General features: G+C 66.0%; 19 protein-coding genes. 6 read left to right on the forward strand and 13 right to left on the reverse strand.

All coding sequences use genetic code 11. From position 1 onward, the window contains the following. Nucleotides 1-74 precede the first annotated feature (74 nt). Entirely contained in the window at nt 75-1,316 is a 1,242-nt protein-coding gene (locus VGN46_RS15705) for a hypothetical protein (RefSeq protein WP_331644860.1), read from the reverse strand. A 94-nt stretch (nt 1,317-1,410) separates the two neighbouring features. Beyond that, nucleotides 1,411-3,345, reverse strand: coding sequence for a response regulator (locus tag VGN46_RS15710; RefSeq protein ID WP_331644862.1), 1,935 nt, complete (start codon nt 3,343-3,345; stop codon nt 1,411-1,413). A gap of 136 nt (nt 3,346-3,481) precedes the next feature. On the opposite strand from VGN46_RS15710, the gene VGN46_RS15715 reads away from it, so the two are divergent. Then, nucleotides 3,482-3,838 carry a response regulator gene (locus tag VGN46_RS15715; RefSeq protein ID WP_331644864.1) on the forward strand — a complete coding sequence of 119 codons (357 nt, stop codon included), beginning with the start codon at nt 3,482-3,484 and terminating at the stop codon, nt 3,836-3,838. Nucleotides 3,839-3,842: 4 nt separating this feature from the next. Here the strand turns inward: VGN46_RS15715 and VGN46_RS15720 are convergent, their stop codons facing one another. Then, a complete protein-coding gene (locus VGN46_RS15720; RefSeq protein ID WP_331644866.1) occupies nt 3,843-4,226 on the reverse strand; it encodes a nuclear transport factor 2 family protein in 384 nt (127 codons plus the stop codon). A gap of 341 nt (nt 4,227-4,567) precedes the next feature. On the opposite strand from VGN46_RS15720, the gene cycA reads away from it, so the two are divergent. Next, a complete protein-coding gene (cycA, locus tag VGN46_RS15725; RefSeq protein WP_331644868.1) occupies nt 4,568-5,944 on the forward strand; it encodes a D-serine/D-alanine/glycine transporter in 1,377 nt (458 codons plus the stop codon). Nucleotides 5,945-6,036: 92 nt separating this feature from the next. On the opposite strand, the gene VGN46_RS15730 is transcribed toward cycA, so the two are convergent. From VGN46_RS15730 to VGN46_RS15740, 3 genes are all read right to left on the reverse strand, one after another. Next, complete coding sequence (locus VGN46_RS15730; protein WP_331644870.1) at nt 6,037-6,522, reverse strand: hypothetical protein; 486 nt, start codon at nt 6,520-6,522, stop codon at nt 6,037-6,039. A gap of 72 nt (nt 6,523-6,594) precedes the next feature. Further along, complete coding sequence (locus VGN46_RS15735) at nt 6,595-7,092, reverse strand: PH domain-containing protein (RefSeq protein ID WP_331644872.1); 498 nt, start codon at nt 7,090-7,092, stop codon at nt 6,595-6,597. Nucleotides 7,093-7,105: 13 nt separating this feature from the next. Continuing rightward, nucleotides 7,106-8,425: a lysozyme inhibitor LprI family protein gene (locus VGN46_RS15740; protein ID WP_331644874.1), complete on the reverse strand. Its 1,320-nt coding sequence runs from the start codon at nt 8,423-8,425 to the stop codon at nt 7,106-7,108. Between the two features lie 196 nt (nt 8,426-8,621). On the opposite strand from VGN46_RS15740, the gene VGN46_RS15745 reads away from it, so the two are divergent. Both VGN46_RS15745 and dbpA read left to right on the forward strand, forming a co-directional pair. Continuing rightward, nucleotides 8,622-8,885, forward strand: coding sequence for a hypothetical protein (locus VGN46_RS15745; protein WP_331644876.1), 264 nt, complete (start codon nt 8,622-8,624; stop codon nt 8,883-8,885). A gap of 70 nt (nt 8,886-8,955) precedes the next feature. Next, a complete protein-coding gene (gene dbpA / locus VGN46_RS15750; RefSeq protein ID WP_331644878.1) occupies nt 8,956-10,326 on the forward strand; it encodes an ATP-dependent RNA helicase DbpA in 1,371 nt (456 codons plus the stop codon). A gap of 160 nt (nt 10,327-10,486) precedes the next feature. Here dbpA and VGN46_RS15755 read toward each other — a convergent pair whose 3' ends face one another. The 7 genes from VGN46_RS15755 to VGN46_RS15785 all read right to left on the reverse strand — a co-directional run bounded on the left by VGN46_RS15755 (nt 10,487) and on the right by VGN46_RS15785 (nt 20,614). Further along, entirely contained in the window at nt 10,487-12,001 is a 1,515-nt protein-coding gene (locus VGN46_RS15755; RefSeq protein ID WP_331644880.1) for an FAD-dependent oxidoreductase, read from the reverse strand. Nucleotides 12,002-12,159: 158 nt separating this feature from the next. Next, a complete protein-coding gene (locus tag VGN46_RS15760) occupies nt 12,160-13,383 on the reverse strand; it encodes a diguanylate cyclase (protein WP_331644882.1) in 1,224 nt (407 codons plus the stop codon). 69 nt (nt 13,384-13,452) lie between these two features. Then, nucleotides 13,453-14,634, reverse strand: a complete 1,182-nt coding sequence (locus VGN46_RS15765; RefSeq protein WP_331644884.1) for a hypothetical protein — start codon at nt 14,632-14,634, stop codon at nt 13,453-13,455. Continuing rightward, nucleotides 14,631-16,967 carry a putative bifunctional diguanylate cyclase/phosphodiesterase gene (locus VGN46_RS15770; RefSeq protein WP_331644886.1) on the reverse strand — a complete coding sequence of 779 codons (2,337 nt, stop codon included), beginning with the start codon at nt 16,965-16,967 and terminating at the stop codon, nt 14,631-14,633. Before VGN46_RS15770 ends, VGN46_RS15765 begins: the two co-directional genes overlap by 4 nt. Nucleotides 16,968-16,974: 7 nt before the next feature. Next, nucleotides 16,975-17,619, reverse strand: coding sequence for a carboxypeptidase regulatory-like domain-containing protein (locus VGN46_RS15775; RefSeq protein ID WP_331644888.1), 645 nt, complete (start codon nt 17,617-17,619; stop codon nt 16,975-16,977). 281 nt (nt 17,620-17,900) lie between these two features. Further along, nucleotides 17,901-19,583: an ABC transporter ATP-binding protein gene (locus VGN46_RS15780; protein WP_331644890.1), complete on the reverse strand. Its 1,683-nt coding sequence runs from the start codon at nt 19,581-19,583 to the stop codon at nt 17,901-17,903. A 2-nt stretch (nt 19,584-19,585) separates the two neighbouring features. Beyond that, nucleotides 19,586-20,614: a serine kinase gene (locus VGN46_RS15785; protein WP_331644892.1), complete on the reverse strand. Its 1,029-nt coding sequence runs from the start codon at nt 20,612-20,614 to the stop codon at nt 19,586-19,588. A 131-nt stretch (nt 20,615-20,745) separates the two neighbouring features. Here VGN46_RS15785 and VGN46_RS15790 point away from each other — a divergent pair, with 131 nt between their 5' ends. Beyond that, nucleotides 20,746-22,182 carry a radical SAM protein gene (locus tag VGN46_RS15790; RefSeq protein WP_331644894.1) on the forward strand — a complete coding sequence of 479 codons (1,437 nt, stop codon included), beginning with the start codon at nt 20,746-20,748 and terminating at the stop codon, nt 22,180-22,182. A gap of 2 nt (nt 22,183-22,184) precedes the next feature. After that, complete coding sequence (locus VGN46_RS15795) at nt 22,185-23,393, forward strand: nucleotidyltransferase family protein (protein ID WP_331644979.1); 1,209 nt, start codon at nt 22,185-22,187, stop codon at nt 23,391-23,393. Nucleotides 23,394-23,848: the final 455 nt, after the last annotated feature.

Here is a 23,848-nt window from a genome sequence, read left to right on the forward strand (position 1 = left end):
CGACCTGTAGGAGCGTGCTTGCGCGCGATCGGCGTGCGGCACCACCCATCGCGCGCAAGCGCGCTCCTACAGGGTTACCAGAGCCGCCACCATGCGCGTTTTTCGAGTTTTTTCAGAGCCTTGAGGTGCCCGCGGGATGCAGCTTTGCGGTACCAGGCGCGGGCGATGGCCGTGTTTTGCGGCACCCCACCCCCCTGGTCATGCAGCAGGCCCAGCTCGTACTGGGCATCGGGCAAGCCCTGCCCCGCGGCCATCCGCAGCAGGCGGAGGACTTCTTCGATGTTGCGCTGAACGCCGCGGCCGCCATCGATCATCCGGGCCAGCGCGTGCTGTGCCTGGGGGTGGCCTTTTTCCGCGGCCAGCGCCAGCCAGCGCGCGGCATCCGGATCGTTTCGGGCCACCCCGTCGCCCGTGGCCAGGCGCATGCCCAACTGGTACTGGCCCGCTGCGTCCTGTGGGCCACTGGCCGCCTGGCGAGCGGACACGGTGGCGGGCTCGTCGCCCTCCGCATCGAGTTCCGCCAGCCGCTGTTTCGCTTCGCTGTCGCCCTGATCCGCCGCCTGGCGAAACCAGTGGCGGGCCTGCTCACGATCGGCGGCCAGACCACTGGCCTCCAGGTACATCTTGCCCAGGGTGAACTGGGCGATGGTGTTGCCCAGCTCGGCGGCGCGGCGATAGTGGTACGCCCCCATCGCCGGGTCACGGGGAACCCCCACGCCATCCACATACATGTGCGCAACGCTGCACAGCGCATCGGCGTAACCCCGGCTCGTGGGATCGCCGCGCTCGATCGCCTTGCTGTAAAAAGCGAAGGCGAGCTCGGCGTCGCGGGGCACACCGCGGCCAAAGTAATGTGAGACCCCGAGGTTCACGCAGGCCTGGGCATGGCCCTGGTCGGCGGCCAATCCCCACCAGTGCAGCGCCTGCTGGCGATCGGCAGCTACCCCGTGGCCACGGGCGAAAGCGGTACCCAGCGCGCACTGTGCCTCGGCATGCCCGGCAGCGCCGGCACGGCGCAGCCATTCGGCCGCCTCGGCGGTGTCGCGAAGCACGCCATGGCCTTCGGCATACTGCATGGCCAGGCGGAACTGACCGTCGAGGTGACCTTGCTCGGCGGCACGGCGCATCCAGTGGGCGGAACGAGTACGGTCCCGTGCCACGTGCTCGCCCTCGAAATACATGACGCCGACGCGAAACTGCGCCTGCGCGTCGCCCAGCTGCGCATCTTTTTCCAGCCGGCCGAATTTCTGCAGCGCATCCATCTCGGCGACAAACCGATGGTCGCCAAGCGCGCCGCCCCGTGTACCTTCCGACATCCCGTTCCCCTGCAAAACGCCTGTCGTCGTTGTGCAAGCATCATAAGTGGTTGCGTCACTTTGGGATATCGGCAATTTCGGATAGCCCCGGGGGCTATCCGAGGATGCCGCGGACACGCTCCAGCAGGGTATCCACCTCGAACGGCTTCAACAGCAATTCCATGCCGGGGGCGAGGAAACGGGCTGGGTTCACGGCGTTTTCGGCGTAGCCCGTCATGAACAGCACGGGCAACGTCGGCCGCCATGCCCGTGCGATCTTCGCCAGCTCGCGCCCGTCCATCTCCGGCATGCCGACGTCGGTGAGCAGCAGGTCGATCGATTCGTCCCCGCGCAACAGGCGCAGGGCCTCGTCGATGCTACCCGTAGCGATGCAGTGGTAGCCTCCGTGCTGCAGGGCGGCGCAGGTGAGTTCGCGTAGCGAATCGGTGTCCTCGACGATCAGTACGCGCTCGCCGTTGCCTTTCTCGAGCCGGGCCGGGCGTGCCTTCACCGGCTCGATCTCGCCTTCGTCGACCGGGAGCCACAGCGACACATCGGTGCCTTTGCCGACTTCACTATCGATCCGTACTCCCCCACCGGACTGGCGGGCGAAGCCGTAGATCATCGAAAGGCCCAGGCCCGTCCCCTTGCCAAGCGGTTTGGTCGTAAAGAACGGCTCGAAGACCTTCTCGAGCAGACTGAGCTCGATACCGGTGCCGGTATCGGACACGGTGAGGACCACGAAGACCCCCGGCGGCAGGTCATCGCCGTCGACGATCGACTCCAGCCGGGTCGAAAGCGTGATCGTGCCACCCGATGGCATCGCATCGCGCGCGTTGATGACCAGGTTCAACACGGCATTGTCGAGCTGGTTACCATCCACGCTGGCGACCATCCGGCCGTAGGCGAGGTTGGCCTTCAGGTCCACGGCTTCGCCTAGCACACGTCGCGACATTTCTTCGACCGAGCGAACGCGCTCGTTCACATCCGTGGCCCTGGCATCCAATGGCTGCTGGCGCGCGAAGGCCAGCAAACGGTGGGTCAGCGACGCGGCGCGGCGGGCTGAACCTAGCACAGCATCGGCGAAGCGCTGCACGCCTTCTGGCTGGCCTGCTTCCACCTGGCGGTTGATCAGGTCGATGCCGGTGATGATGCTGGTGAGCAGATTATTGAAGTCGTGCGCGATACCACCGGTGAGTTTGCCAAGCGCATCCATCTTCTGCGCCTGAAGCAGCTGCGACTCGGTGCGTTCGCGCTCGGCGATCTCTACCGCGAGCTGGGACGTCGCCGTGTCGATCTGTTCGAGCTGGTCACGCTCGCGCCGACGCTGTTCGGTCACATCGTCGACAAAAACCAGGCCGGCACCATCGCGGTAGGGGGTGATACGCCACTCGGTTTCGCGCACACCACCGCCCACGCGCATACAGAGCACGCCGCGCCAGCGATGCGTGCCGCCCAGGGCCACGCGCATCGCCTCGATCACCGAGGACTGGCCCGGTTCGAACCATGCGGTGAGTGATCTCCCTTCCGCCCCCGAATCCACCAGCCGCGTGAAGGCCTCGTTGCTCTCCAGCACGCGTAGCTCGCCATCGACGACCGCCATGGGCGCACCGATCGTCGTGAAGATTTCGCGGACACGCGCTTCGGATTCGCGCAGGGCGCGCTCCGTGTCACGCACACGCAGCAAGGTGCGAATAGTCGCGAGCAGCACGCCGGGGTCGACCGGGTACGGGAGATAGGCATCCGCGCCGTTATCCAGGCCGGCGATCACGTCGGTGGTGTCGATCGTCGCGGCCGAGACATGCACCACCGGAAGCAGCTGCGTATCCGCATCCTCGCGCAGGCCGCGAACGATATCGAAGCCGCTCATGTCCGGCAGGTTCACGTCGAGCACCAGCGCATCGATGTCCTGGCTGGCCAGCAGTTGCAGACCCTCCGTGCCCGTGCCTGCTTCCAGCACCTTGAAGCCCGCGTGTTCGAGCGTATGCCGCAACGCATACCGAGCAGGTTCGTTGTCATCCACAACCAGCAGGGTTTCGCGCCGCGCCATCGGGAACCCCCTTGAAAACGCTATGATGCGGCGCACACTCATGTAATGGAATAGTGTGTATCCACGCATTTGCGTTGACGGTTCCTTCACGCCACCCACGCTATTTGCGTCGTCGATTTCCTGCGAAACCTGAGCCATGCCCACACGCCCCCTGGTCGTCCTCCTTGTCGAAGATGACGATGCCATCCGCGAAATTTCCGCCATGATCCTCGAAGGCGAGGGGCATACGGTGCACACCGCGCCCAATGGGGACGCAGCTGAACGCTGGCTGGAAGAAGGCGGTACCGCGGACATCCTGTTCACGGACGTGCGCATGCCGGGTTCGTTGTCGGGACAGGAACTCGCAACCCGCCACGCCGCCGGCATGCGTGTACTGGTCGCTTCGGGCGAGATGCGTGAGCAGCACGACTGGTTGTCGTCGCGCATGGAGTACCTGGCCAAACCGTACGATCGAAAGAGCCTGCTCGCCGCGGTTGAACGCCTGGCGAGCTGAGGTACTACGCGCGGTCGATCACCTTGCTGATCTTGCCGTCCGCGAAACCAAACTCGGTGGTGCCCTGCATCTCTATGATGGTGCCCGCACGTGGGCCTTCGGGAATGTCTTCGGCGATCTCGCCATGGAAATCGATGGTCGCGATGACGTCTTCGCCGCGCTCTTCAAGCGACACCACTTTTTGCTCGCGCGCGGCAAACAACTGGGCGCCGACCCGTGCAAGCTTCTTCAGTTCGACCTTTCCCTGGGTGGCGATGCTCAACTCACCGTCCTGGTGATGCTCGAAGCGTACTTCGTCGGTGAGCGCGGCCAGCATGGCCGGGATATCGAAATGGTTGTACGCGGCAAGGTAGATCTCGATCAGCTGCCGCCGTGCGGGGTCGATCATGGTGGTCTCCATGGGCGCTTATATGGCGTAGCACGAACGTAGGAAGTCGACGAACGGGATAGTACAGGCGGAACGCGCCCCTGGAAGGCCACTAGTCCGTTAGTACCGGTCGACCGCAGGCGGTAAACAAGTGTCCGGCCGGTGTCCGCGGCCGCCACCTGCAACCCCTGACCGGCTCATGTAGGAGCGCGCTTGCGCGCGATGGGTGCTCGTCGCAAGACCCGATCGCGCGCAAGCGCGCTCCTGCAGCGGATCAGCCAGGCGGCTGTGTTGGCTGCTGGTTTGCTGGAATGGCCCCAACGCGACTATGGTGCTGCCTTCCGTCCCATCCCGAGCCGCCGATGAACCATCCGCAGGAATCCACTCCCGACCACCTCAGGCGCAGCCTGTCCAACCGCCACCTGCAGCTCATTGCGATCGGCGGCGCCATCGGGACCGGGCTGTTCATGGGCTCGGGGAAGACGATCAGCCTGGCTGGGCCGTCGATCTTGTTCGTGTACCTGATCATCGGCGTGATGCTGTTCTTCGTGATGCGCGCGATGGGCGAACTGCTGCTGTCGAACCTGGACTACAAATCCTTCATTGATTTCTCGACCGACCTGCTCGGGCCGTGGGCAGGCTTCTTCTGTGGCTGGACGTACTGGTTCTGCTGGATCATCACCGCGATCGCGGATGTGATCGCGATCGCGAACTACGCGCAGTTCTGGCTCCCGACACTCGCACCCTGGATTCCCGCGGTGCTTTGCGTGCTGCTGTTGCTCGCGCTGAACCTGACCACGGTGCGCCTGTTTGGTGAGCTTGAGTTCTGGTTCGCACTGATCAAGATCATCGCGATCTGCGCGCTGGTCGTCACCGGTTTCGGCATGGTGGCCTGGGCATTCCGTTCCCCGGATGGGCACGTGGCCTCGCTTGCCAACCTGTGGAACGATGGCGGGATGTTCCCGATGGGGGTGGGTGGGTTCTTCGCCGGATTCCAGATCGCGGTGTTCGCCTTCGTCGGCATCGAACTGGTCGGTACCACGGCGGCGGAAACCGCCGATCCGGAACGCAACCTGCCCAAGGCGATCAATTCGATCCCGGTGCGCATCATCATTTTCTACGTGCTGGCACTGGTTGTGATCATGTCGGTGACGCCGTGGCGCCAGGTGCTGCCGGGCAAGAGCCCGTTCGTGGAACTGTTCGTGCTGGCCGGCATCCCGGCCGCAGCGAGCCTGATCAACTTCGTGGTGCTGACCTCGGCGACCTCGTCCGCGAACAGCGGCATCTTCTCGACCAGCCGCATGCTTTACGGCCTGGCCGAGGAAGACCACGCGCCATCGGCGTTCAAACGCCTGTCGAAGGCGGCCGTACCTTCACGCGGCCTGCTGTTTTCCTGCCTGTGCCTGCTGGCCGGCGCGATGCTCGTGTATGTCGTGCCGAACCTGGTGACCGCCTTCACCCTGGTCACCACGCTCTCAGCGATCCTCTTCATGTTCGTGTGGTCGCTGATCCTGTGCTCGTACATGGCCTACCGGAAGAAGCGTCCGGAGCTGCACGCGGTATCGTCGTACAAGATGCCCGGCGGCGTGATCATGTGCTGGGTGTGCCTGGCCTTCTTCGCCTTCGTGCTGGTGCTGCTCACACTCCAGCCCGACACCCGCCAGGCACTGATCGCCAGCCCGGTCTGGTTCGCGATCCTCGGCATCGCCTACGCTATCCGCCGCAAGCGCACCGCCTGAGTGTATTCCTGACCTCACCTGTAGAGCGCGCTTGCGCGCGATGGGAGCTTGCCTTACGCCCCATCGCGCGCAAGCGCGCTCCTACAGAAGCATTAGCGCCGGGTGCGGCTGGCCAGGGTGACGTTCAGCGCCTGGTGTACGGCGGGCAGGCTGGCGAGGTCATAGGTGAACTGAAAGAACGATGGCCCACGCATGTGCAGCACCGGGTGCGTCGCGAGCAGGCTTTCGAACGCGCGGCGCGTCGGTGTGCTGCGCGGCACGAAGGTAAAGGTGCCATTGATGCACTCGCGGCGGAAATTCAGACGCTGGCCTTCGATATCGAAAGTTGCGCTGCGGCCGATCGAGCCGGCGGCGCAGTTGGAACGCTGCGGTAGTTCGCGGAAGCCATACGAGACCCGGTGCGTCGGGCGATCCACATACGCGACGAGGCCGAGCAGCGCACCGTGCGCGTCGGGCAAGACGTAGACCCCACGTGACTGGTCCCAGCCCTGGGTTTCGGTGGCGAGCGACGCGCTGGCGAAGGTGCCAAGCGCGAGCGCGCCCGCGATGAGGCGGAACATCCGTGATGCACGTGCCATGGTGTCGGCTCCTGCCGGTGGGGATATTTCGTATATACCACCACCCCGCAAGTTCTTGTCACCTCGCCCCACTCAATTCGAGAGCACGGCGCCCTCACCCACCGCGGCGGCGATGAAGGCCTGCGGATCGTCGGGCGAGACCACCAGCTTGCGGCCGCCCGGCGGCTGGATGACCACGCCGTGGTCGCGATGGCGCGCCGCGACCTTGACCATGCCCAGGTGGCGCGAATAGAACAGCCCATCGAAGGCGAAGAAGCCGCCGTTGCCGAAGACGCGGATCATGCCCTTGAAGGCCTCGCTGTCCGCCCGGATGATCGCCCCGCGCAACTCCACGGTCGTCCGACCGACCTGGCGACGGATCACCAGACGGCCGCCACCCATTTCATAGCGCAACGGGGAGATCCCGTACGTCAGCGCGAGAGCCAGGGTGAGGATGCCGGCGAGCGGCACGCCCATCGTGGCCGGACCGTCGCGGTCCATCACGAAAGCGACGGCGATAACCACGATCACGACCGTAAAGATCCCGATCCAGCGCACGGAGTTCGACATGGTGGTGCTGAAGGTGTGCATGGCGCGCGTTGTCTCAGTGGCTCTCGGCTGGCGGCGCCGGGACCGGCGACGCCAGCAGCAGTTTGCCACGGTGGACGGCGAAGTACGCCGCGGCGACCGGTTCGGCCTTGCCATCCTTCAGGCGCCACGCGGCGACCATCCAGTCGTTGTTCACCCGCCAGCCGACATGGCCATGATCGATCAGGCCAAGCAGGGTCTCGCCGCGGAAAACCAGCGGGAAGACGTTCGCGTCACTACTGAATCCGGTCATCTTGCCGTTGGCTTCCAACAGCGGGAGTTCGGGTGGTTGGCCGTCCTTTTCCAACGGGCCGCCTGCTGCGTGCGCGGCTTTCAGCACGGCGGCATAAACGGCCTTGTCGTAGGTGTTAAACGCATGGTCCAGCGCACCTTTTTGTGGGCTGCGGTCATAGAGCATCGCCACGCTCATCGCTGTGGTTGCAAAGTCATCGCAAGCCGCCTTGCCGGGGGCACAGGCACTGGCTTCGGCCGTCAGCCCATGGTCGAAACGCAGGACCAGCCGCTGGCCCCTATCGAAGGCCTTGCCGTTCCACACCGAGGTATCCAGGCTCACTTCGTCCGCCGAGCCATCGCCCACCACGTAGGCCACGAAATGGGCGGCGATGCGCGCGATGCCGTGGCCGGTCATGCAATCGCCCTCGCCCCACACCGACGGTGCATCGACGGCGAGGGCTTGCTTGCCCTGGATGTGGAACGGCGCCTCGGTCCAGCAATGCGCGGTACCCCCGACCGACCACACCGAGCTGATCGGCGAGCCGGCCAGCTTGCGGTACCCCGTGGAGGCGCCCAGATCTTTCAGCGCTTCTTTAACGGCCGCATCCGGCTGCCAGGGGAAGGCAGCTGCCGTTTCAAGATTCACATCCTCGGCCAGCGCCATGTCGATACCGATCTTCGCGAGGTCCGCGGGGATCGTCGCGTCGGTCGCAGGCAGTTTCGCCAAGGCGGGGCGCAGCGCGTCGAGCGGCTGCGGCCACGGCTTCGTGTCGAGGCCTTTGAGGAAGGCGATACGTGCCATATAAAGCGCGGTGACGCTCCCTTCTGCCTCTTTCACCGATGGGTAAGCAGCGAGCGTCTCGTCGCGTGATGCCAGCCAGTGGCGCTGGTCGAGCTTCAACGCATCGCCCTGGTCGGGGTGGCTCTTGAGCGCCGCCTTGAAGGCATCACCGAGCTGCCCGTCCAGCACGGAGACCTTCGGCGAAGCGCAGATAGCCTTCTCCACCCCGGTACTTGCCCTCGCGCAGTTGAATCCCGCGCCATATGCCCACGGCGCGATCACTACCAGCGCCAACCCGAGCCCAGCCTTCCACTTCCTCACGCGTTTCTCCTTGTCGCCGGTCGGTGGCGAACGGGGGCATTGTACGAAGCCTGAGCTCGGCCGAGGCTTCATTTCACAGATTCGTCGCGCAAGCGGCCCGCGACGAGCCCTATGACCTTCAGGGCACTGGCGCGGCGCCTTCCGGCCACCTAGGATTCGCCGTGTCCGCGCCACCGTGGACTACAGGGGACAACACATGGATTTGCAGCGCGAGACAGCGCAGGACACGGATCGCCCAGCCGTCGGGCACCCGCGCGTGGGCCGCTTCCGGCGCGCCCGCACCGAACGGGCCCACGCCGAGCACAGCACGCCGCGCCGCCAGCGCCGCCTCTCCGCCAAAGTCCGTCGCTACCTCTGGTACACCGCGGCCGCCATCGGCCTATACCTGGCAAGCCTGGCCTACGCCCACCTGGACCAGGCCTCCCACGCCACCATCCAGGCCACCAACCCGACCCACTAACCGGCCCTTGTAGGAGCGCGCTTGCGCGCGATCCGAGGCCACCCCACCCTTTCATGCGAAAATCCCCCGCATGAACACCTTCTCCCAGCTCCCCCTCTCGCCCGCGCTCCTCGCGGCCATCGATACCATCGGCTACACCGAGATGACCCCGGTGCAGCACGAAAGCCTGCCGCCGATCCTGGCCGGCCGCGATGTGATGGCCGAGGCCCGCACCGGCAGCGGCAAGACCGCCGCCTTCGGCCTGGGCCTGCTGCAGCGTCTGGACCCCTCGGAGATCCGCCTGCAGGCACTGGTGCTCTGCCCCACCCGCGAGCTGGCAGATCAGGTCGCCAAGTCGATCCGCCGGCTCGCGGTGAACATTCCCAACGTGAAGCTGCTGACCCTGTGCGGCGGCATGCCGCTCGGCCCGCAGCTCGCGTCGCTGGAACATGATCCGCATATCGTGGTCGGCACGCCCGGCCGCGTGCAGGAACACCTGAAGCGCGGCAGCCTGCACGGCGGGGGCATCAACACGTTCGTGCTCGATGAAGCCGATCGCATGCTCGACATGGGCTTTGAAGAAGCCATCGACGACATCATCAAGCGCATCTCAAAGCACCACCAGACCCTGCTGTTCTCGGCCACATACCCCGATGAGATCCGCGCGGTGAGCGGCCGCGTGCAGAAGGATCCGGTCATCGTCACTATCGACGAACCGCATACGGAAAGCACGATCGAACAACGCCTGGTCGAAGTGGAGCCGGCGCTGAAGACCGACGTACTCGCGCGGATCCTCAACCACGAGAAGCCGGAATCGACCCTGGTGTTCTGCAACATGCGCAAAGACACCGACGAACTCGCCGCCGCGCTCGACCAGCTCGGCTTCAGTTCGCTAGCCCTGCACGGCGACCTCGAACAGCGCGATCGCGACGAAGCCCTCGTACGTTTCGCCAACCGTAGCTGCAACGTCCTCGTCGCCACCGACGTCGCCGCCCGCGGCCTCGACATCGCCGATCTCCCGCTGGTGGTCAGCTACGACGTCGCCCACGACCCCGACACCCACACCCACCGCAGTGGCCGTACCGGCCGCGCAGGCGCCAGCGGCCTCGCCATCACCCTGGCCAGCTCACGCGAGCTCAACAAGGTCCGCGCGATCGAAGAACGCATGGGCAAGCCCTTCCCGCGCTACCCCGCCAAACCGGGCGATGGCCGAAAGGTGCTGAACCTCGCGCCGATGAAGACCCTGGTGATCGACGCTGGCCGCAAGGACAAGCTACGTCCGGGTGACATTCTTGGTGCCCTAACGGGCGACGCTGGCCTCAATGCGAACGACATCGGCAAGATCGATGTGTATGCGACGCGGGCTTATGTCGCGATCAAGCGCGACCTTGCCAACAAGGCGCTCAATCGTCTGCGCGAGGGGAAGATCAAGGGACGGAACTTCCGCGTTCGCTCGATCTGATCACGCCACGCGTCTTCGCTTCGTTGGCTATCGCGCGCAAGCGCGCTCCTACAAAACCTGCGCAGCTCTTGTGTAGGAGCGCGCTTGCGCGCGATGCCAGGTCGCATCGTCATGCGGTGCCTCGTGAAGCTATCGCGCACAGGGTGCGCCCACGGGCGAGTCAGGCGTTAGCGAGGCGCTCGGCGGCTTCAAGCGATGCCTTGTCGCGGTTTAGGGTGGCTACGGCGAGTTCGCGGCCGTTTTTCTTGTAGCGGACTTCGGCATCCTTGTCGGCGATGGAGCCGAGGACTTCGATCTCGTCCCATTCCATCGCATGGCCGACGTAACGGATGCTGGTGTCGTAATGCATGCTCCAGAAGAACGGCGCTTCGTTGTAGATCTCGTCGAAGCCGAGCATCGCGGCGGCGGCGACCTGGCCATGGCGTTCGGCGACGACCCAATGTTCAACACGCTGACGCGAATCGTCCAGGCCGGGGAAACGGGCGATGTCGCCAGCCGCATAGATATCTTCGTTGGACGTACGCATGGTGGCGTCGACCAGTACACCCCCATCCATATCAAGGCCAGCTGCCTCCGCCAGCGAAATCCGTGGACGCACACCAAGGCCCAGGATGACCTTCGACGCCTTCACGGTGCTTCCATCATCGAGCGTCACTTCGCCATTCACGTAACCTGTCGCCTTCTTGCCAAGGTGAAAGGTGACACCGTGCGCTTCGTGCAGCTGGCGGATCATCGCGCCGAGTTCATCGCCCAGAACGCGCTTCAACGGAACCGCATCCGGCCCAATGACGTGCACCTCGACCTTCCGCTCGCGCAACGATGCAGCGACCTCCATACCGATGAAGCTGCTGCCCAGCACCGCGACGGGACCACGGGCTTCGAGCGCGGCGATGATCGACTGCGCATCCTCCATCGTACGCACGGTGAAGACGTTCGGATCATCGAAGCCGGGACCCTCAGGGCGGATAGGCTCGGCGCCCGTGCATAGCAACAGCGTGTCGTAATCGAGGCGCTCGCCGGAATCCAATGTCACCGTACAGTGCTCGGCGTTGACGTGATCCACGGTGACATCAAGCCGAAGCTCGATCCGGTTTTCCTTGTAGAACGCATCGTCCTTCAGCGGCATCCATTCAGGCTGTGCGGTACCGGCCAGGTAATCCTTGGAAACGTTCGGCCGATCGTAGGGCGCGTTGACGTCATCGCTGATCATCGTGATCGAGCCATCGAAGCCGAGGTCGCGCAGGCGCTGCGCGGCGGCGAACCCTGCCGCTCCGCCCCCGATGATGACGATTTTGCGATCAGGCGTATCGGTAGGTTCGGCGGGCTCATACGCCGGTAATTTCTCGGTGATGAACACTTTGCCGTCCCGCTCGTCCACCCGCCAGCGATCCACTGGCGCCAGCGCCGGTGCACGCAGGGCGCGACCCGTCGCCAGATCGAAACACGCGTGGTGCAGCGGACAGTGCACGGTGTCGCCGACACGCAGGCCTTCGCCCAGCGCGCCACCGTAATGGCTGCAGGTACCCGTAATCGCGGCGAAGCCTTGCGCGGTACGCGCGATGATCACCACCTCATCCCCTACGTGCCCTGCCAGCACCCCGTCGGCGGGCACCGATGCCAGCGGCACGCCCTGGCTGAAGTCAGGGCCAGAGGGCTTCTCGGAGGATTCGGACATGGCGGGCTCCAGGGGGCGTGGGGACGCTAGGGGCGGCGGGTGTCTAAAAAAGACGGCGCCGCCGAGTCTGGACGTTTCCGGGGCGCCGGGGATTGAAGGAATCCGGTATCGATCATGTCGCGAATCGCGTGTGCGAAGTGTTAGGGCACCCTTTTTGCTTACAGGACGATGCAGGTATTACGCCCAGCCCGCTTGGCCGCATAAAGGGCACGGTCCGCGCGGTCGAATGCCGTAGCGGCAAGTTCCTCGGCGCCGAAGCGGGTCAACCCGCCCGACATCGTGACCTTCACCCGCTTCTGGCTGGCATGGAACGCCAGGCCCTCCACGGTGGCGCAAAGCTCGCGGGCGATCACCAGCGCCGCATCGGTGCCAAGACCCGCGAAGACCACGGCGAACTCCTCGCCGCCATAGCGAGCCACGAAGGCCCGGCCGTCGAGCGTTGACGCCAGGGTGTGGCCGACAATCCGCAGCACTGCATCGCCTGCGGCATGACCGAAGCTATCGTTGATCGTCTTGAAGTGATCGATGTCGAACGCACCGATGCATGCCAGCGCCCTGCCCTCGCGCACATCGGTTTCCAATGCCGCCATGCGCTGCTCATAAGCGAGCCGGTTGGGCAAGCCGGTCAGTGGATCGGTGAGCGCGAGTTCGTGTTCGCGGCGCAGGGAATCCTGCAGCGAAGTGGCCTGGGTTTCGAGTTCTTCCACGCGATCGCGCATGCGCTCGGCACGCTCACGGTACGAAGCCGAACGGGCATCCTCGCGCACGCGGTAGTCACGAAAATGCTGGTCGATCACGGCCAACCGCGCGGTGACCTGTTCGCGCAATGCCGCGACATCGCCCACCTCCTGGGTGTGTTCGCTGAGCAGGCGCATCTGCTCGCTTACCTGGTCGCTGAGCACGCGTCCAGGATCGGACTCCGAGCTGGCATCTTCCAGCTCGGCGACGAGATAGCGGGTCATGTCACCCAGGCGCCCACTGACCTCCGCCAGCAGGTTTTGCAGCTTGGCGACGTCGGCCCGTAAGGTCGCGATCGCTTCGGCATCCTCGGATGCGCGCACGGGTTCCGCGGGAGCCACCTCGGCCTCGACGGGCGGAACGACCGTGGCGACCCCCGCTTCGACGCGCGGCTCCAGCGCAGCGACGGCTTCCGCCAGGCCATCAAGCAGGGGCTCGAGCTGCTCCGGCGTCCATGACTGGCGCAAGCCTTCACCCAACTGATCGAGCAGGCGATCGGCCGCATCGCTCTGGCCGCGGGCCAGCGCGGACAGGCGCAGGACGAGCCGGCGCAGGCTTTCCTCGATGGCGCGGAAGTCACGCTCGTCGCGCTCCATCCGCTCCAGCGCGAGGTTGTATTTGCGCTCCCAGATATCCAGCTCCACGCGATGCCCCAAAGATTGAACGATGTGGCGCGGGCGGGTGCCCGCTGGGCCACGATAGACGCTATGCGGTCAGTACAACAACCGCGCCAGCACCTGCACCTGATTGCCCCGCTCGCGCGGGCCCAACCCGAAATCCGAACGCCCCGCGCGGGTGGCGTCCACTCTCAGCCACTCGGCGCTCAGCCGAAGCCAGTCCAGCGGCCGCCAGTTCAATGCCGCGGTGAGTGCGTGACCATGCTCACCGTTAGCCCAGATGCGGAACGTCTCGTAGCGCAGCGTCGGCCGCCACGCCCCACGGTTCCAGCCGGCCAGCAGGAAAGCGGACTGGAAGCGATAGCGGAAACAGCGGATCGGCGGGCATGCCTCGGTATCGCCATCCATGTCCTGCGCGATCCACGTGACCGGGCCGGTTTCCAGCTCGGCACCCACGGACCAGAAATGCGTGCGCCAGGCATAGAGATGATCATCACCGTTGTACACGCGCGATGCGGTCGGCTCTCCGCGGTTGTCGTAGCGCAGGACGCGCAGCTTTAACCCCCGCTGGGAGGTCCAGCCACCATCGGCATACCAGCCCGTGCGACCGCCAACGGACTGGAACGGCGCGTAACGCTCGTGGCCACCCTGGTCGTCGGGCTCAGGCAGACGTCCTCCCACCCCCATCGTGACGTCGCTGAGCGACCAGCCGCGCGCCGCGAGCGCCTGGCCGGCCACGTCGTTGTGTCGCACCAGCCCGGCGCCGAAGGTGGCGGTACCGGTTTCGCCACGCCACTCTTCGCGTACCTCGGCACCGATGCCGCGGATCTCCTCGCCCACCCAGCTGTTCAAGGCAGAGGGCGTGATCGTCCACGGACTGGTCCAGCCGATGCCATCGTTTTCCAGCGAGATCGGCAGGAAGTACACACCGCCCTTCAGCGACAGGCGCCATGCGCTCAACGACATCGGCCGATAGCGAAGGTAAGCCTCGGGCACCTGCCAGTCGTTGCGGTCGGTACGCTGGACCTGCACGTCCGCCAGCGCGAACACCGACGGCGTCAGCTGTGCGGTGACCACCACGCCGGCGGCGCCAAAACGGAGGCCGTGCGCATCGCTGCCGTAGCGCGTGCGGCCCGGGCCACCGTTGATAAAGGTCGTGTCATCGGGCGCGTCGACCAGCCGGGCATCGGCGAACGCATGCACCTTTACCTCCTGCGCGTTGGCGAAGGAGGAAAGGCAACCGGCGATGGCTAGCGCGAACAGAAACCGCCGCGTCACGCCCCACCCGGGCCCGGCGCACCCAGGTGCGCCACGAAGGAAGCAAAATCCATCGGGCGGCCCACATGGTATCCCTGTGCGTGATCGCAGCCCACCGAAGCGAGGAAAGCCATGCTCTCGGCATCCTCCACGCCTTCGGCCGTCACCTGGTATCCCAGGCGATGGCCAAGTTCCACCAGCGAACGCACGATGGTCCGGTCGGTGGGATCCGTGGCTAGGGGCTGGACAAACATTTTGTCGATCTTCAGTTCGCGGACGGGCAGGCGGCGCAGGTAGGCGAACGAGGTCTGGCCGATGCCAAAGTCGTCGATCGCCATCTCAATACCCATATCGGCGAGCCGGCGGAGGACTTGAAGGGCGGCTTCGGGCTCGCCGATCACCGCGCTCTCGGTCACTTCCAGCGCGATCGCCGTGGGCGGCACGCCGTGCGCATGCAGGAGCTCGGCCACCCGGTCGGGCAAGCCCGGGTCGCTGATATCGCGGGCGCTAAGGTTCAGCGACACCCGTACGGGGCGACCGGCGTGGGCCAGCTCGGCGGCGTGGGCAATGCCATGGGCCAACACCCAGCGGGTCACGCGGCCGATGTTGCCGGTCTCCTCGGCCACGGTGATGAACAGTTCCGGCGGCACCATGCCGCGGCCGGGCCGGTGCCAGCGGATCAGCGCTTCGGCCGAGTCCACCCGGCCATCGTCGAGGCGCTGCTTCGGCTGGAACCAGAGTTCCAGTGCGTCGGCATCGATGGCAGCGCGCAATTCGCTCATCAGCGCAAGGCGTTCCGGCCGGTGTGGATCGGACTGGGGATCGTAGACATCGACGCCACGGGTAGAGCGCAGCGCCGCGAACTCCGCCACCTCGGCGTGCCGCAGCAAGGGGGCGGCACGCTCGCCATGGCCAGGCGCCAGCGCGATACCGACCGCCGGGCCCATGTCCATGCTGACATCGGCTTCCTGGTAAGGCTGGGCGAGCGCATCCAGCATGCGGAAGGCGGCGGCGATCGCCTCGGCGCGGTCGGCGCCACGCAACCACACGGCGAACTGGGTATCGGTGGCACGGCCGACGAACTGCTGGCCGGCCGCATGGCAGAGCCGCTGACCCGCATCACGCATGAGCCGGTCGGCCAGGGCGTGGCCCACGGTCTTCACGATATCGGGCAAGCGAGACACGCCGACGATCAACAACGCCCCCTGCCGGCCCGACGAGGCGGCAAGGTCGCTATCGATCACGTCTTCGGCCGCGGCGCGATTGGGCAGGCCCGTGACCTCGTCATGCAGCGCCTGGTGACGGATGCGCTGCTCGCGTTCGCGCACGGCATCGCCCATGGTGCGAAACGCCGTGGCGAGCTCGCCGATCTCGTCGCGACGACGCACGTCGGGCGCATCGTGATAATCGCCGCCCGCGATACGCCGTGCGGACTCGGCTAACGCTTCGACCGGGCGTGACACGCCGCGTGCGACCAGCCACGCCACGAGCAAACCGGCGACCAGTGCGAGAAGGAGCAAGGCGAGCCACGCGTTCCACACCGACTGGAACGGATGCAACGCGTTGTCGATCGAATAGCCCAGCACGGCATACACGGCACTTCCACCGCGCGGCTGGCTCAGCGGTTGCGCCAGCACGAGGTACTCGCGCCCGCTGATCCGTGCCAGGCTCGGTTCGGCGGGAAGGTGCTGGCCGGGCCCCTGATACTGCGCCGTCAGCTCCGAATGCGAGGTGCCACGTGCGATCACCGCATAGCCATCTTTCACCGGCGTCGCCAGCTCCACGTCGCGGGGCAACGCGGAGAGCTGTTGCATGTGGGCGATAAGCGCATCGTCGACCGGGATGCTCGCCGCCACGAGACCCACCGGCTGCGGGGCGTAGATCGGTACCACCACGATCCACGATGCCTTGCCATCCGCCACCGCGATCGCCGCCGTGCGCTCGTCATAGGCACGCGCAAGCAGGTCGGGCCATGCAAACGGCTTGCCTTCGTCCGTGCCGGCGGTATCCACCTGCACGCTACCGTCGAGGTGCAGCAGTTGCATGCGCGATGCGCCCACACGGCGGCCGTGGTTGCGCAGTACGGAAAGGATCGTATCGCGATCGCTGGCGGCGATCGCCGAGCGCAGGCCGTAGTCGAGCGACATGATCTGTACGCCGCCCGCGACGCTCGCCGAGAGGTCGTTCATCTGCGCCACGAACGCCCGCGCGTTGGCGGCCAGCTGGCGGCCGCCCTCCTGGACCAGTTCCCGGCGCGCCACGGTGTAGCCCAGCACGGCGGTGACGCCCTGGACGAGGATGAGGGTGGCGACGAAGAACAGCGCCAGCCGCGTGCGGAAGCCGAGCACGCGCATCAGCGGATCAGTACCCGATGTGCTCGCGATCCATCGGCCCGCGCGGATTTGGCAGCAGCGCGAGCACGAAACGCAAGGTGGTTGGCGAGCCTTCGACCACCGTCATGCCCTGCAGCGGCGGCACGATACCTGGCCGCAGTTGCGGATGCCACGCGTGCGCCTTGTACTGCCCGGCCGCCACGCCATCGATGCTTGCCCTGCCCTTCGCGTCGGTCACCGCCATCTCCTGGTCCTTCGTGACGTACAGGTACGTGAGCATGTAGTCGTGGATATTGCAGCCCACGGCCGCATTGCCAGGGTTCTTCATCAGCAATGGGGTCGAACTCTCGCCCGGCGCGAGCATGTATTCGAACTTCTCCAGTGCCGAAAAGGAGTACACGTGGTGGCGCGTGATGTCGCTGTTACGGAAGACCACGCTATCGCCCGCGCGCAACGCCGTGACGTGGGGAATGAAGGTCTCGTCTTTCTGGTCGACGTAACGTGTTTCCGCCGCCGGTGTACGCGTGGGCGTGCCAGGATTCGGGGTGAAAGTGACGACGGCATCGGGGATGGGCTTGCCCGCAGGGTCCACGACTTCGATCGCGACGCGGCCGGCGAACGCGGGAGCGGCACTGAGCATGGACAGCGTTGCGACGGTTAGCAGGCAGCGCATAGAGATTCCCCAGGTATCGGGGAGCAAGGTTAGCCCAGTTGGGCGCTCAACCTCTAACGGGCCGCAGCATCCGGCAAATGCCGGCGATCGGCCGGGATGGACCGCAGGGATCGCTATGCCAGGGATCGGGCCGGTGGCGTGCGGCGACGCTGTCGAACGAGGGCCGACCGAGGCCGCCGGCGCTGCCACCGGCCAGCGCGAGCGCCAGGCCCGCGAAGAGAATACTGATCGTACGCCTGGCTGCCATGTGGGCGGTCCCCCCGCTATCGTCGGCACCGACGTTAGGCCGGCCGGCGTGAAGGAACAATAGTCCGAATGGGAGGGATAGTCTCCACATTCGCCCGATCCCCGGTCACGCGGACGTGAACATCGGCCAGGGCCAGGACAGCGTCACGGTGCGACACCACCACGATCACGGCCGCCGGCAGGCTCGCCCGCACGCCCTGGAGCACGGTGAGTTCGGCCGCGGCATCCAGGGCGCTGGTCGCTTCATCCAGCACCGCCAGCACCGGCCGGCGCAGGATCACCTGGGCAAGCATCAACCGCTGCAGCTCACCGCCGGAGAGGCGGCTGCCCACGCCATGCACGGCGAGATCGAGACCTTCCGGCGATGCATCCACACGACGATCCAGGCCGACGCTGCGCAACGCATCATGCAGGGTCGCCTCCGACGCCTCCGGGTCGGCCCAGGCGAGCACCTCGCGCACGGTCCGCTGCCATGGACGCACACCCTGGCCGACATAGGCACCCCGGGCCACGTGGGCACGCCATGCCTCGAAAGCCAGCGGTCTGCCCTGGTGGCTGGCCTTGAACGTGTCAGGCGTGGCCATGCCCGAGAGCGCATCGACGAGACTGCTCTTGCCTATCCCGGAATCACCGCTGACGAGCACCAGCTCGCCGGGCCGCAGCACCAGGCCTTCAAGGACGATGCCCTCACGGGGTGGCTTCACGCGCATGGATTCGATGATGACTTCGCCTGCGGTGGCCGCCATCGTGGGCGGCTGTGTGCTGGTGTCCATCGCCATGTAACGCTGCCACATGACCAGCGCCGGCTCGGCGGAACGCAGTTGCTGGAAACCCTGCCGCGTTGAAATCAGGTATGGAAGCAGGCGACCGAGCAAGAGCCCGACCGCCACGAGCGCGGCGCCATCGACCCCATGCGAGCGATCGGCCAGCACGAACACCGCCGGGATGCCCACCGCGGCTCCGAGTTCGAGCACCAGCCGGCTCGATGCGACGAGTTCGAGCTGGCGCTTATAGCCCTGGCCGAGACGTTGGGACACGTCGCCATAGCTGGCACGCTCCGAGTCTTCCTTGCCGAACGAACGCACGTGGCGAAGCCGGCGCGGAAAATCCTCGCTGTGCCAGAACAGGTCGGTCATGTCGGCCACATAGCGCCGGCTAACCTCGCCGTGTTCGCGCCCCGTCACGCGTGACGTGAGCAGGATCGCGAGCAGTAACACGGGGATCGCCAGCATCAACACCGGCGAGATCCATAAGGCGAACGCGATGCTGACCAGGGATGTGAGCACGGCCACCGCGAGCTGCTGCATCGCGCCGAAACCCTGCACCAACAGCTCGCTGTTGAAGGTCAGCACGTTGGCGATTTCGGCGGAGCTGGCGCCTGCCAGCCCAGGCAAGCTCGCCTCGAGCAGGTGCGCATGGACACCTCCGCGCAGACGCATGGCGAAGCGAGCGACCTGGGCCGCACCGAGCCGCGCCGATTGCCAGCGCAACAGGGCGAACGCGATACCGCTGGCGGCGAACCCGGCCGCGTTGACCAGCACATGGCTGCTCGCGAAAGGCACCGCATGGCCCGGCTGCACGAGCGGTACCAGCAGCACCGCCGAAAGGCTGCCGCTGATCGCCGAGCCCACCGACAGCAACGCGTACGTAAGCAGCGACAGGCGCTCGGCGCGGGGCAACAACGCCAGCAGGCCACGCCATGCCGGTGACACGCGCATCCTCAGCCCACCGCTTCCTGTAGGGCGAGCCAGGGGGCCAGTGCTTCCAGTGTGGCGCGCGGACTGGCGCCGCGGCGCAGCACCCACGCGCCACGCATCAAGGCGGTATCCACGAAGCGGCGCCAGCCAGGTTGCCGTGCGGCGTAGGGCTGGTCGGCGGTAAGCCGGACGATCGCGTCATCGCGCGCCAGGGGTTCGAGTAACGGGCCATCCGTACGTTGCGCCGAAAGCAGGATCGTCGCGACGATTTCAAACGGCTCAGGTGCCGGATGCAGGCCACCGGTACGCAGGTCGATTTCAAACTTTTCCACGCCACTACGGCGACGGATGCGTGGCGAAGCCATCACGGCGCGGCGCGCCGCCGGGTCGAGCCAGACCAGGCTATCGTCGGTCACGTGCAGGTAGTTCGGCACACCGGTCGCGCGAAGGCGTTTCGGCTCGACGAACACGCCATCCTCGGCCATGACGTCATAGCCATCCAGCGCCGCCTGCAAGGTCAGCGTGGATTTGCCAGCGCCAGAGGGGCCCAACAACAACACCCCGCGCCCTTCGCCGCCAATGCACGCCGCGTGCAGCGAGACGAGATCCTGTCCACGCGCCGCCAGCAGATACACCGCGAACTCGATGAGCTCGTAGCGAACGTGGTACGGATAGGCGAGCCGATCCTCCGAGATCGTGATGACGGCACGCCGTTGTGCCGGCGCGACGATCACGTGGTTCGACGCGTCGACCATGCCCATGACCATCCCGCCGCCGGACGAGGTTTGTACGGGCGGTGGCTCACCCGTGCCGCCTGCCAAGGCCGGGACGAGGCGTAGCTCGATATGGAACACCGGGGGGACGGGCCCCAGGCGGTGGGCGGGAAGCCCTTCGTAGGCCGCGCCGGCGATGGCGAGCAGGGCCTCGCTATTGCTGGCGAAGACGAACGATGCGCCCAGCACGGGCCAGCTGCGGGCGTAGGCCAGGCGCATGCGCTCGCCAAACGGATCGGCGGCGAACTCGGGTATCTCGAAAGGTTCGGAGGTGGCCATCGTCGCAGTCGCCGGGATATCCGCCGTAGGTGCCCGGCCCTGGCGGGAAGGTTGTGCTTCCCGCGGCGGCAACCTGCTCCCGGCGCGGGGGCACTCACGCCTATCCCGCATGACGCGAAGGCGTTTCACCCATGCTGAACATCCTGGTTGGCCACTCCTACTTCCTGCGCTATGACCGCAAGCAGTGGGAGCGCGGCAAGCCCTATCCGCCGCTCGCCACCCTCCAGATCGCCGCCCTGCTGCAACGCATGGACCATGCGGTCGGCCTGTTCGACGCGATGCTGGCCGAGGGGGTCGAAGACTTCGCCCCCATCGTGCAGGCGCAGCACCCGTCCCTGGTTGTCTTCTACGAGGACAACTTCAACTTCCTCACCAAGATGTGCCTCGGCAACATGCGCGAGGCCGCCTGCCGGATGATCGCCGAGGCGAAAGCGGAGGGCGCCCGCGTCCTCGTCGCCGGGTCGGACGCCTCCGATCACCCCGAGGCCTTCCTGGCCGCAGGCGCGGATGCCGTGCTGACCGGCGAAGGCATCGGCGCGCTGATCGAACTGGCCAACCGGCTGGAGCGCGATCCCGCGATCGATCCCGAAGCGTGGACCGAAGGCGTGCCGGGCATCGCGACGCACTCACCCACGGGAACGCGTGTGACCCGCCTTGGCGTGGTACCGCCCGATCCACGCATCTCTGGCCTACCCGCCTGGGATCTCGTCGATATGCCGCGTTACCGCGCGTTCTGGATGGAACGGCACGGCTACTTCAGCCTGAACATGGCCGCATCGCGTGGCTGCCCGTTCCGTTGCAACTGGTGCGCGAAGCCGATCTGGGGCAACCACTACAACCAGCGTTCGCCGCAGGATGTGGCGGCGGAAATGACCTACCTGAAGCAGACCTTCGCACCGGACCACATCTGGATGGCCGATGATATCTTCGGCTTCCACATCGACTGGGTCAGTGCCTTCGCCGAGGCCTTGCAGGCCACCGATGGCTCGGTACCCTTCATGATCCAGACGCGCGCGGATCTTTCCAGCGAACGCATGGCCACCGCGCTTGCTGCGGCAGGTTGCGTCGAAGCATGGATCGGCGCTGAAAGCGGCAGCCAGCGCGTACTCGACCGGATGACCAAGGGCACCAAGGTGCCCGACCTGATCGCCGCACGGCGACGCCTCGGCGCCCACGACATCAAGGTCGGTTTCTTCATCCAGCTCGGTTATCTCGGCGAGGAACTCGAGGACCTGCTCGCCACGCGCACGCTGGTGCAGGCTGCGGCACCCGACGATATCGGCGTAAGCGTCTCGTACCCGCTGCCCGGTACGAAGTTCTATGACGAAGTTCGCGCGCAGCTTGGGCGCAAAACCCACTGGGACGATAGCGGCGACCTCGCCATGATGTTCCAGGGCGCTTACGACACCACCTTCTACCGCGAGGTGCGCAACCTGCTGCACCGCGAAGTAACCGACCCCGGTGCGGATCTCGATGAGGACTGGGCCGAGCTGCTTGCACGCGAACACCTGCACCGCCATGCCGAACCCACGCCTGCCGCGTGGGCGCGCCGCGCGACCAGCGCATGAGTATGTTGCCGCCCCTGCCGGTGCTGAAGCGCGGCCTCGCGCTGACCACCGAGACGCTGGCCACCGAGCTTGCACTCGGTCGACGCGGCACGGCGCAACCGGCGTGGAGCGCGCTTGAATGGCGCCTCGCGGGCGCGGCCGCCGTCGCGCACGGCATCTCGCCGCTGCTCGCCGGCTTCTCCACCTGGGCGCCTGACGGCTGGCAGGATTTCCTTGCCACCCAACGCGAACACGTGGAAATCCGCCAGCAACGCATTGCCAGCCTGCTTACCCAGATCGACGCAGGTGCCCGGCGCATGGCGTTGCCGCTGGTCGCGCTGAAGGGTTCGGCGTTGCATGGGCTCGGCATCTACGTCGCCGGCGAACGGCCGATGGCTGACATCGACCTGCTCGTGCGTCCGCGTGACCTGCCTGTCGTCCAGGCGCTGCTCGAAGAACTCGGCTACGACGAATCGTTCCGCCAGTGGAAACACAGCGTGTTCAAGCCGCGCGGCGGCATGGCTGTGCGCGGTCTGGGGGAACACCGCGATACACCGGTCAACATCGAAGTACACACGCGCATCCAGGAGCGGCTGCCGATTCGCACGGTGGATATCACCGAACGGGTGTGGCCCGAGGATGCACAACCCGGGATCAATCCCTACCCTTCGCGTGGCGCGTTGATGGCGCATCTTCTGCTGCATGCCGCCGGCAACATCTGCGGCCGCAGTTTCCGCCTGCTCCACCTGCACGACATCGCCCAACTCGCCCGGCGCATGCCGCGCGATGAGTGGGCTACCTTGTGGCAAGGCGACGAAGCGCCGTGGTGGGCGTGGCCGCCGCTGCGACTCGCTGCACGTTATTTCCCCGGCACCGTTCCGCATGACGTACTCGAGGCGGTGCGCCGCGAATGCCCACGCTTGCTCCGTATAGCCGCAAAGCGACAGACCATCACCAGCGTCTCCTGCTCGCAGCTCTGGCTCAACCTGCTCCCAGGCGCCGAATGGTCGCGCACCCCCGGCGACATCACCCGCCTGCTGCTCAACCGCATCCGCCCGACGCAAGAAAGCCGCGAAGAACGCGCCGACATGCTCCGCACGCAAGTATGGCTACAAGGCCAGACCTGGGTGCGCCGCAACCACCTCACCCGCCTCATCACCGGCCTGACCCGCCCCGTCCCACGCATGGACACGCTCTACGTCGTACGCGCCGCCCTAGGCGACCTCGCGTAACCCCTGTAGGAGCGCGCTTGCGCGCGACATCTTTCGCGGGAAAACCACAGCCCCCGGATGTGACCGAAAGATGGCGAGCAAAAGCTCAATCCCACCGCGCTCCTTCGCGCCGCTGCGAGCTCTTTCCGATTAATCTCATTCATCGACATCGCGTGCGCCCGCGATGGCGAGTACTACTTCCGCGCCTAAAATGAGAAAACCGGACAGCGATCACGTACTCCAATAACGCCAACGCAAGGATACGCCTCGTAACACCGTGAGAAAGCTCTCACTGCATCACGCAAATCTGCGCTCACACAAAATGCAGATGAAGACGAGCGGCCGCTGAATCCCTAGACTCCGCCGCCTTCGTCACAGCACATGGATTCTTCATGCCAAGGAAGTTAGCGCCCCTCGCGATCGCGTCCGCCATTGCGAGCGCCATCCCTGCCACCGCATTCGCCATCGATGTCGAT

Source organism: Luteibacter sp., assembly GCF_036500425.1.
Lineage (GTDB): Bacteria > Pseudomonadota > Gammaproteobacteria > Xanthomonadales > Rhodanobacteraceae > Luteibacter.

What these genes read in the sequence shown, in the direction of transcription:
- VGN46_RS15755 (WP_331644880.1), bottom strand. Translation starts at nt 12,001, where the DNA reads ATGTCCGAATCCTCCGAGAAGCCCTCTGGCCCTGACTTCAGCCAGGGC.
- VGN46_RS15780 (WP_331644890.1), bottom strand. Translation starts at nt 19,583, where the DNA reads ATGCGCGTGTCACCGGCATGGCGTGGCCTGCTGGCGTTGTTGCCCCGC.
- VGN46_RS15785 (WP_331644892.1), bottom strand. Translation starts at nt 20,614, where the DNA reads ATGGCCACCTCCGAACCTTTCGAGATACCCGAGTTCGCCGCCGATCCG.
- dbpA (WP_331644878.1), top strand. Translation starts at nt 8,956, where the DNA reads ATGAACACCTTCTCCCAGCTCCCCCTCTCGCCCGCGCTCCTCGCGGCC.
- VGN46_RS15710 (WP_331644862.1), bottom strand. Translation starts at nt 3,345, where the DNA reads ATGGCGCGGCGCGAAACCCTGCTGGTTGTGGATGACAACGAACCTGCT.
- cycA (WP_331644868.1), top strand. Translation starts at nt 4,568, where the DNA reads ATGAACCATCCGCAGGAATCCACTCCCGACCACCTCAGGCGCAGCCTG.
- VGN46_RS15720 (WP_331644866.1), bottom strand. Translation starts at nt 4,226, where the DNA reads ATGATCGACCCCGCACGGCGGCAGCTGATCGAGATCTACCTTGCCGCG.
- VGN46_RS15715 (WP_331644864.1), top strand. Translation starts at nt 3,482, where the DNA reads ATGCCCACACGCCCCCTGGTCGTCCTCCTTGTCGAAGATGACGATGCC.
- VGN46_RS15705 (WP_331644860.1), bottom strand. Translation starts at nt 1,316, where the DNA reads ATGTCGGAAGGTACACGGGGCGGCGCGCTTGGCGACCATCGGTTTGTC.
- VGN46_RS15730 (WP_331644870.1), bottom strand. Translation starts at nt 6,522, where the DNA reads ATGGCACGTGCATCACGGATGTTCCGCCTCATCGCGGGCGCGCTCGCG.
- VGN46_RS15770 (WP_331644886.1), bottom strand. Translation starts at nt 16,967, where the DNA reads ATGCGCGTGCTCGGCTTCCGCACGCGGCTGGCGCTGTTCTTCGTCGCC.
- VGN46_RS15795 (WP_331644979.1), top strand. Translation starts at nt 22,185, where the DNA reads ATGTTGCCGCCCCTGCCGGTGCTGAAGCGCGGCCTCGCGCTGACCACC.
- VGN46_RS15775 (WP_331644888.1), bottom strand. Translation starts at nt 17,619, where the DNA reads ATGCGCTGCCTGCTAACCGTCGCAACGCTGTCCATGCTCAGTGCCGCT.
- VGN46_RS15735 (WP_331644872.1), bottom strand. Translation starts at nt 7,092, where the DNA reads ATGCACACCTTCAGCACCACCATGTCGAACTCCGTGCGCTGGATCGGG.
- VGN46_RS15790 (WP_331644894.1), top strand. Translation starts at nt 20,746, where the DNA reads ATGCTGAACATCCTGGTTGGCCACTCCTACTTCCTGCGCTATGACCGC.
- VGN46_RS15745 (WP_331644876.1), top strand. Translation starts at nt 8,622, where the DNA reads ATGGATTTGCAGCGCGAGACAGCGCAGGACACGGATCGCCCAGCCGTC.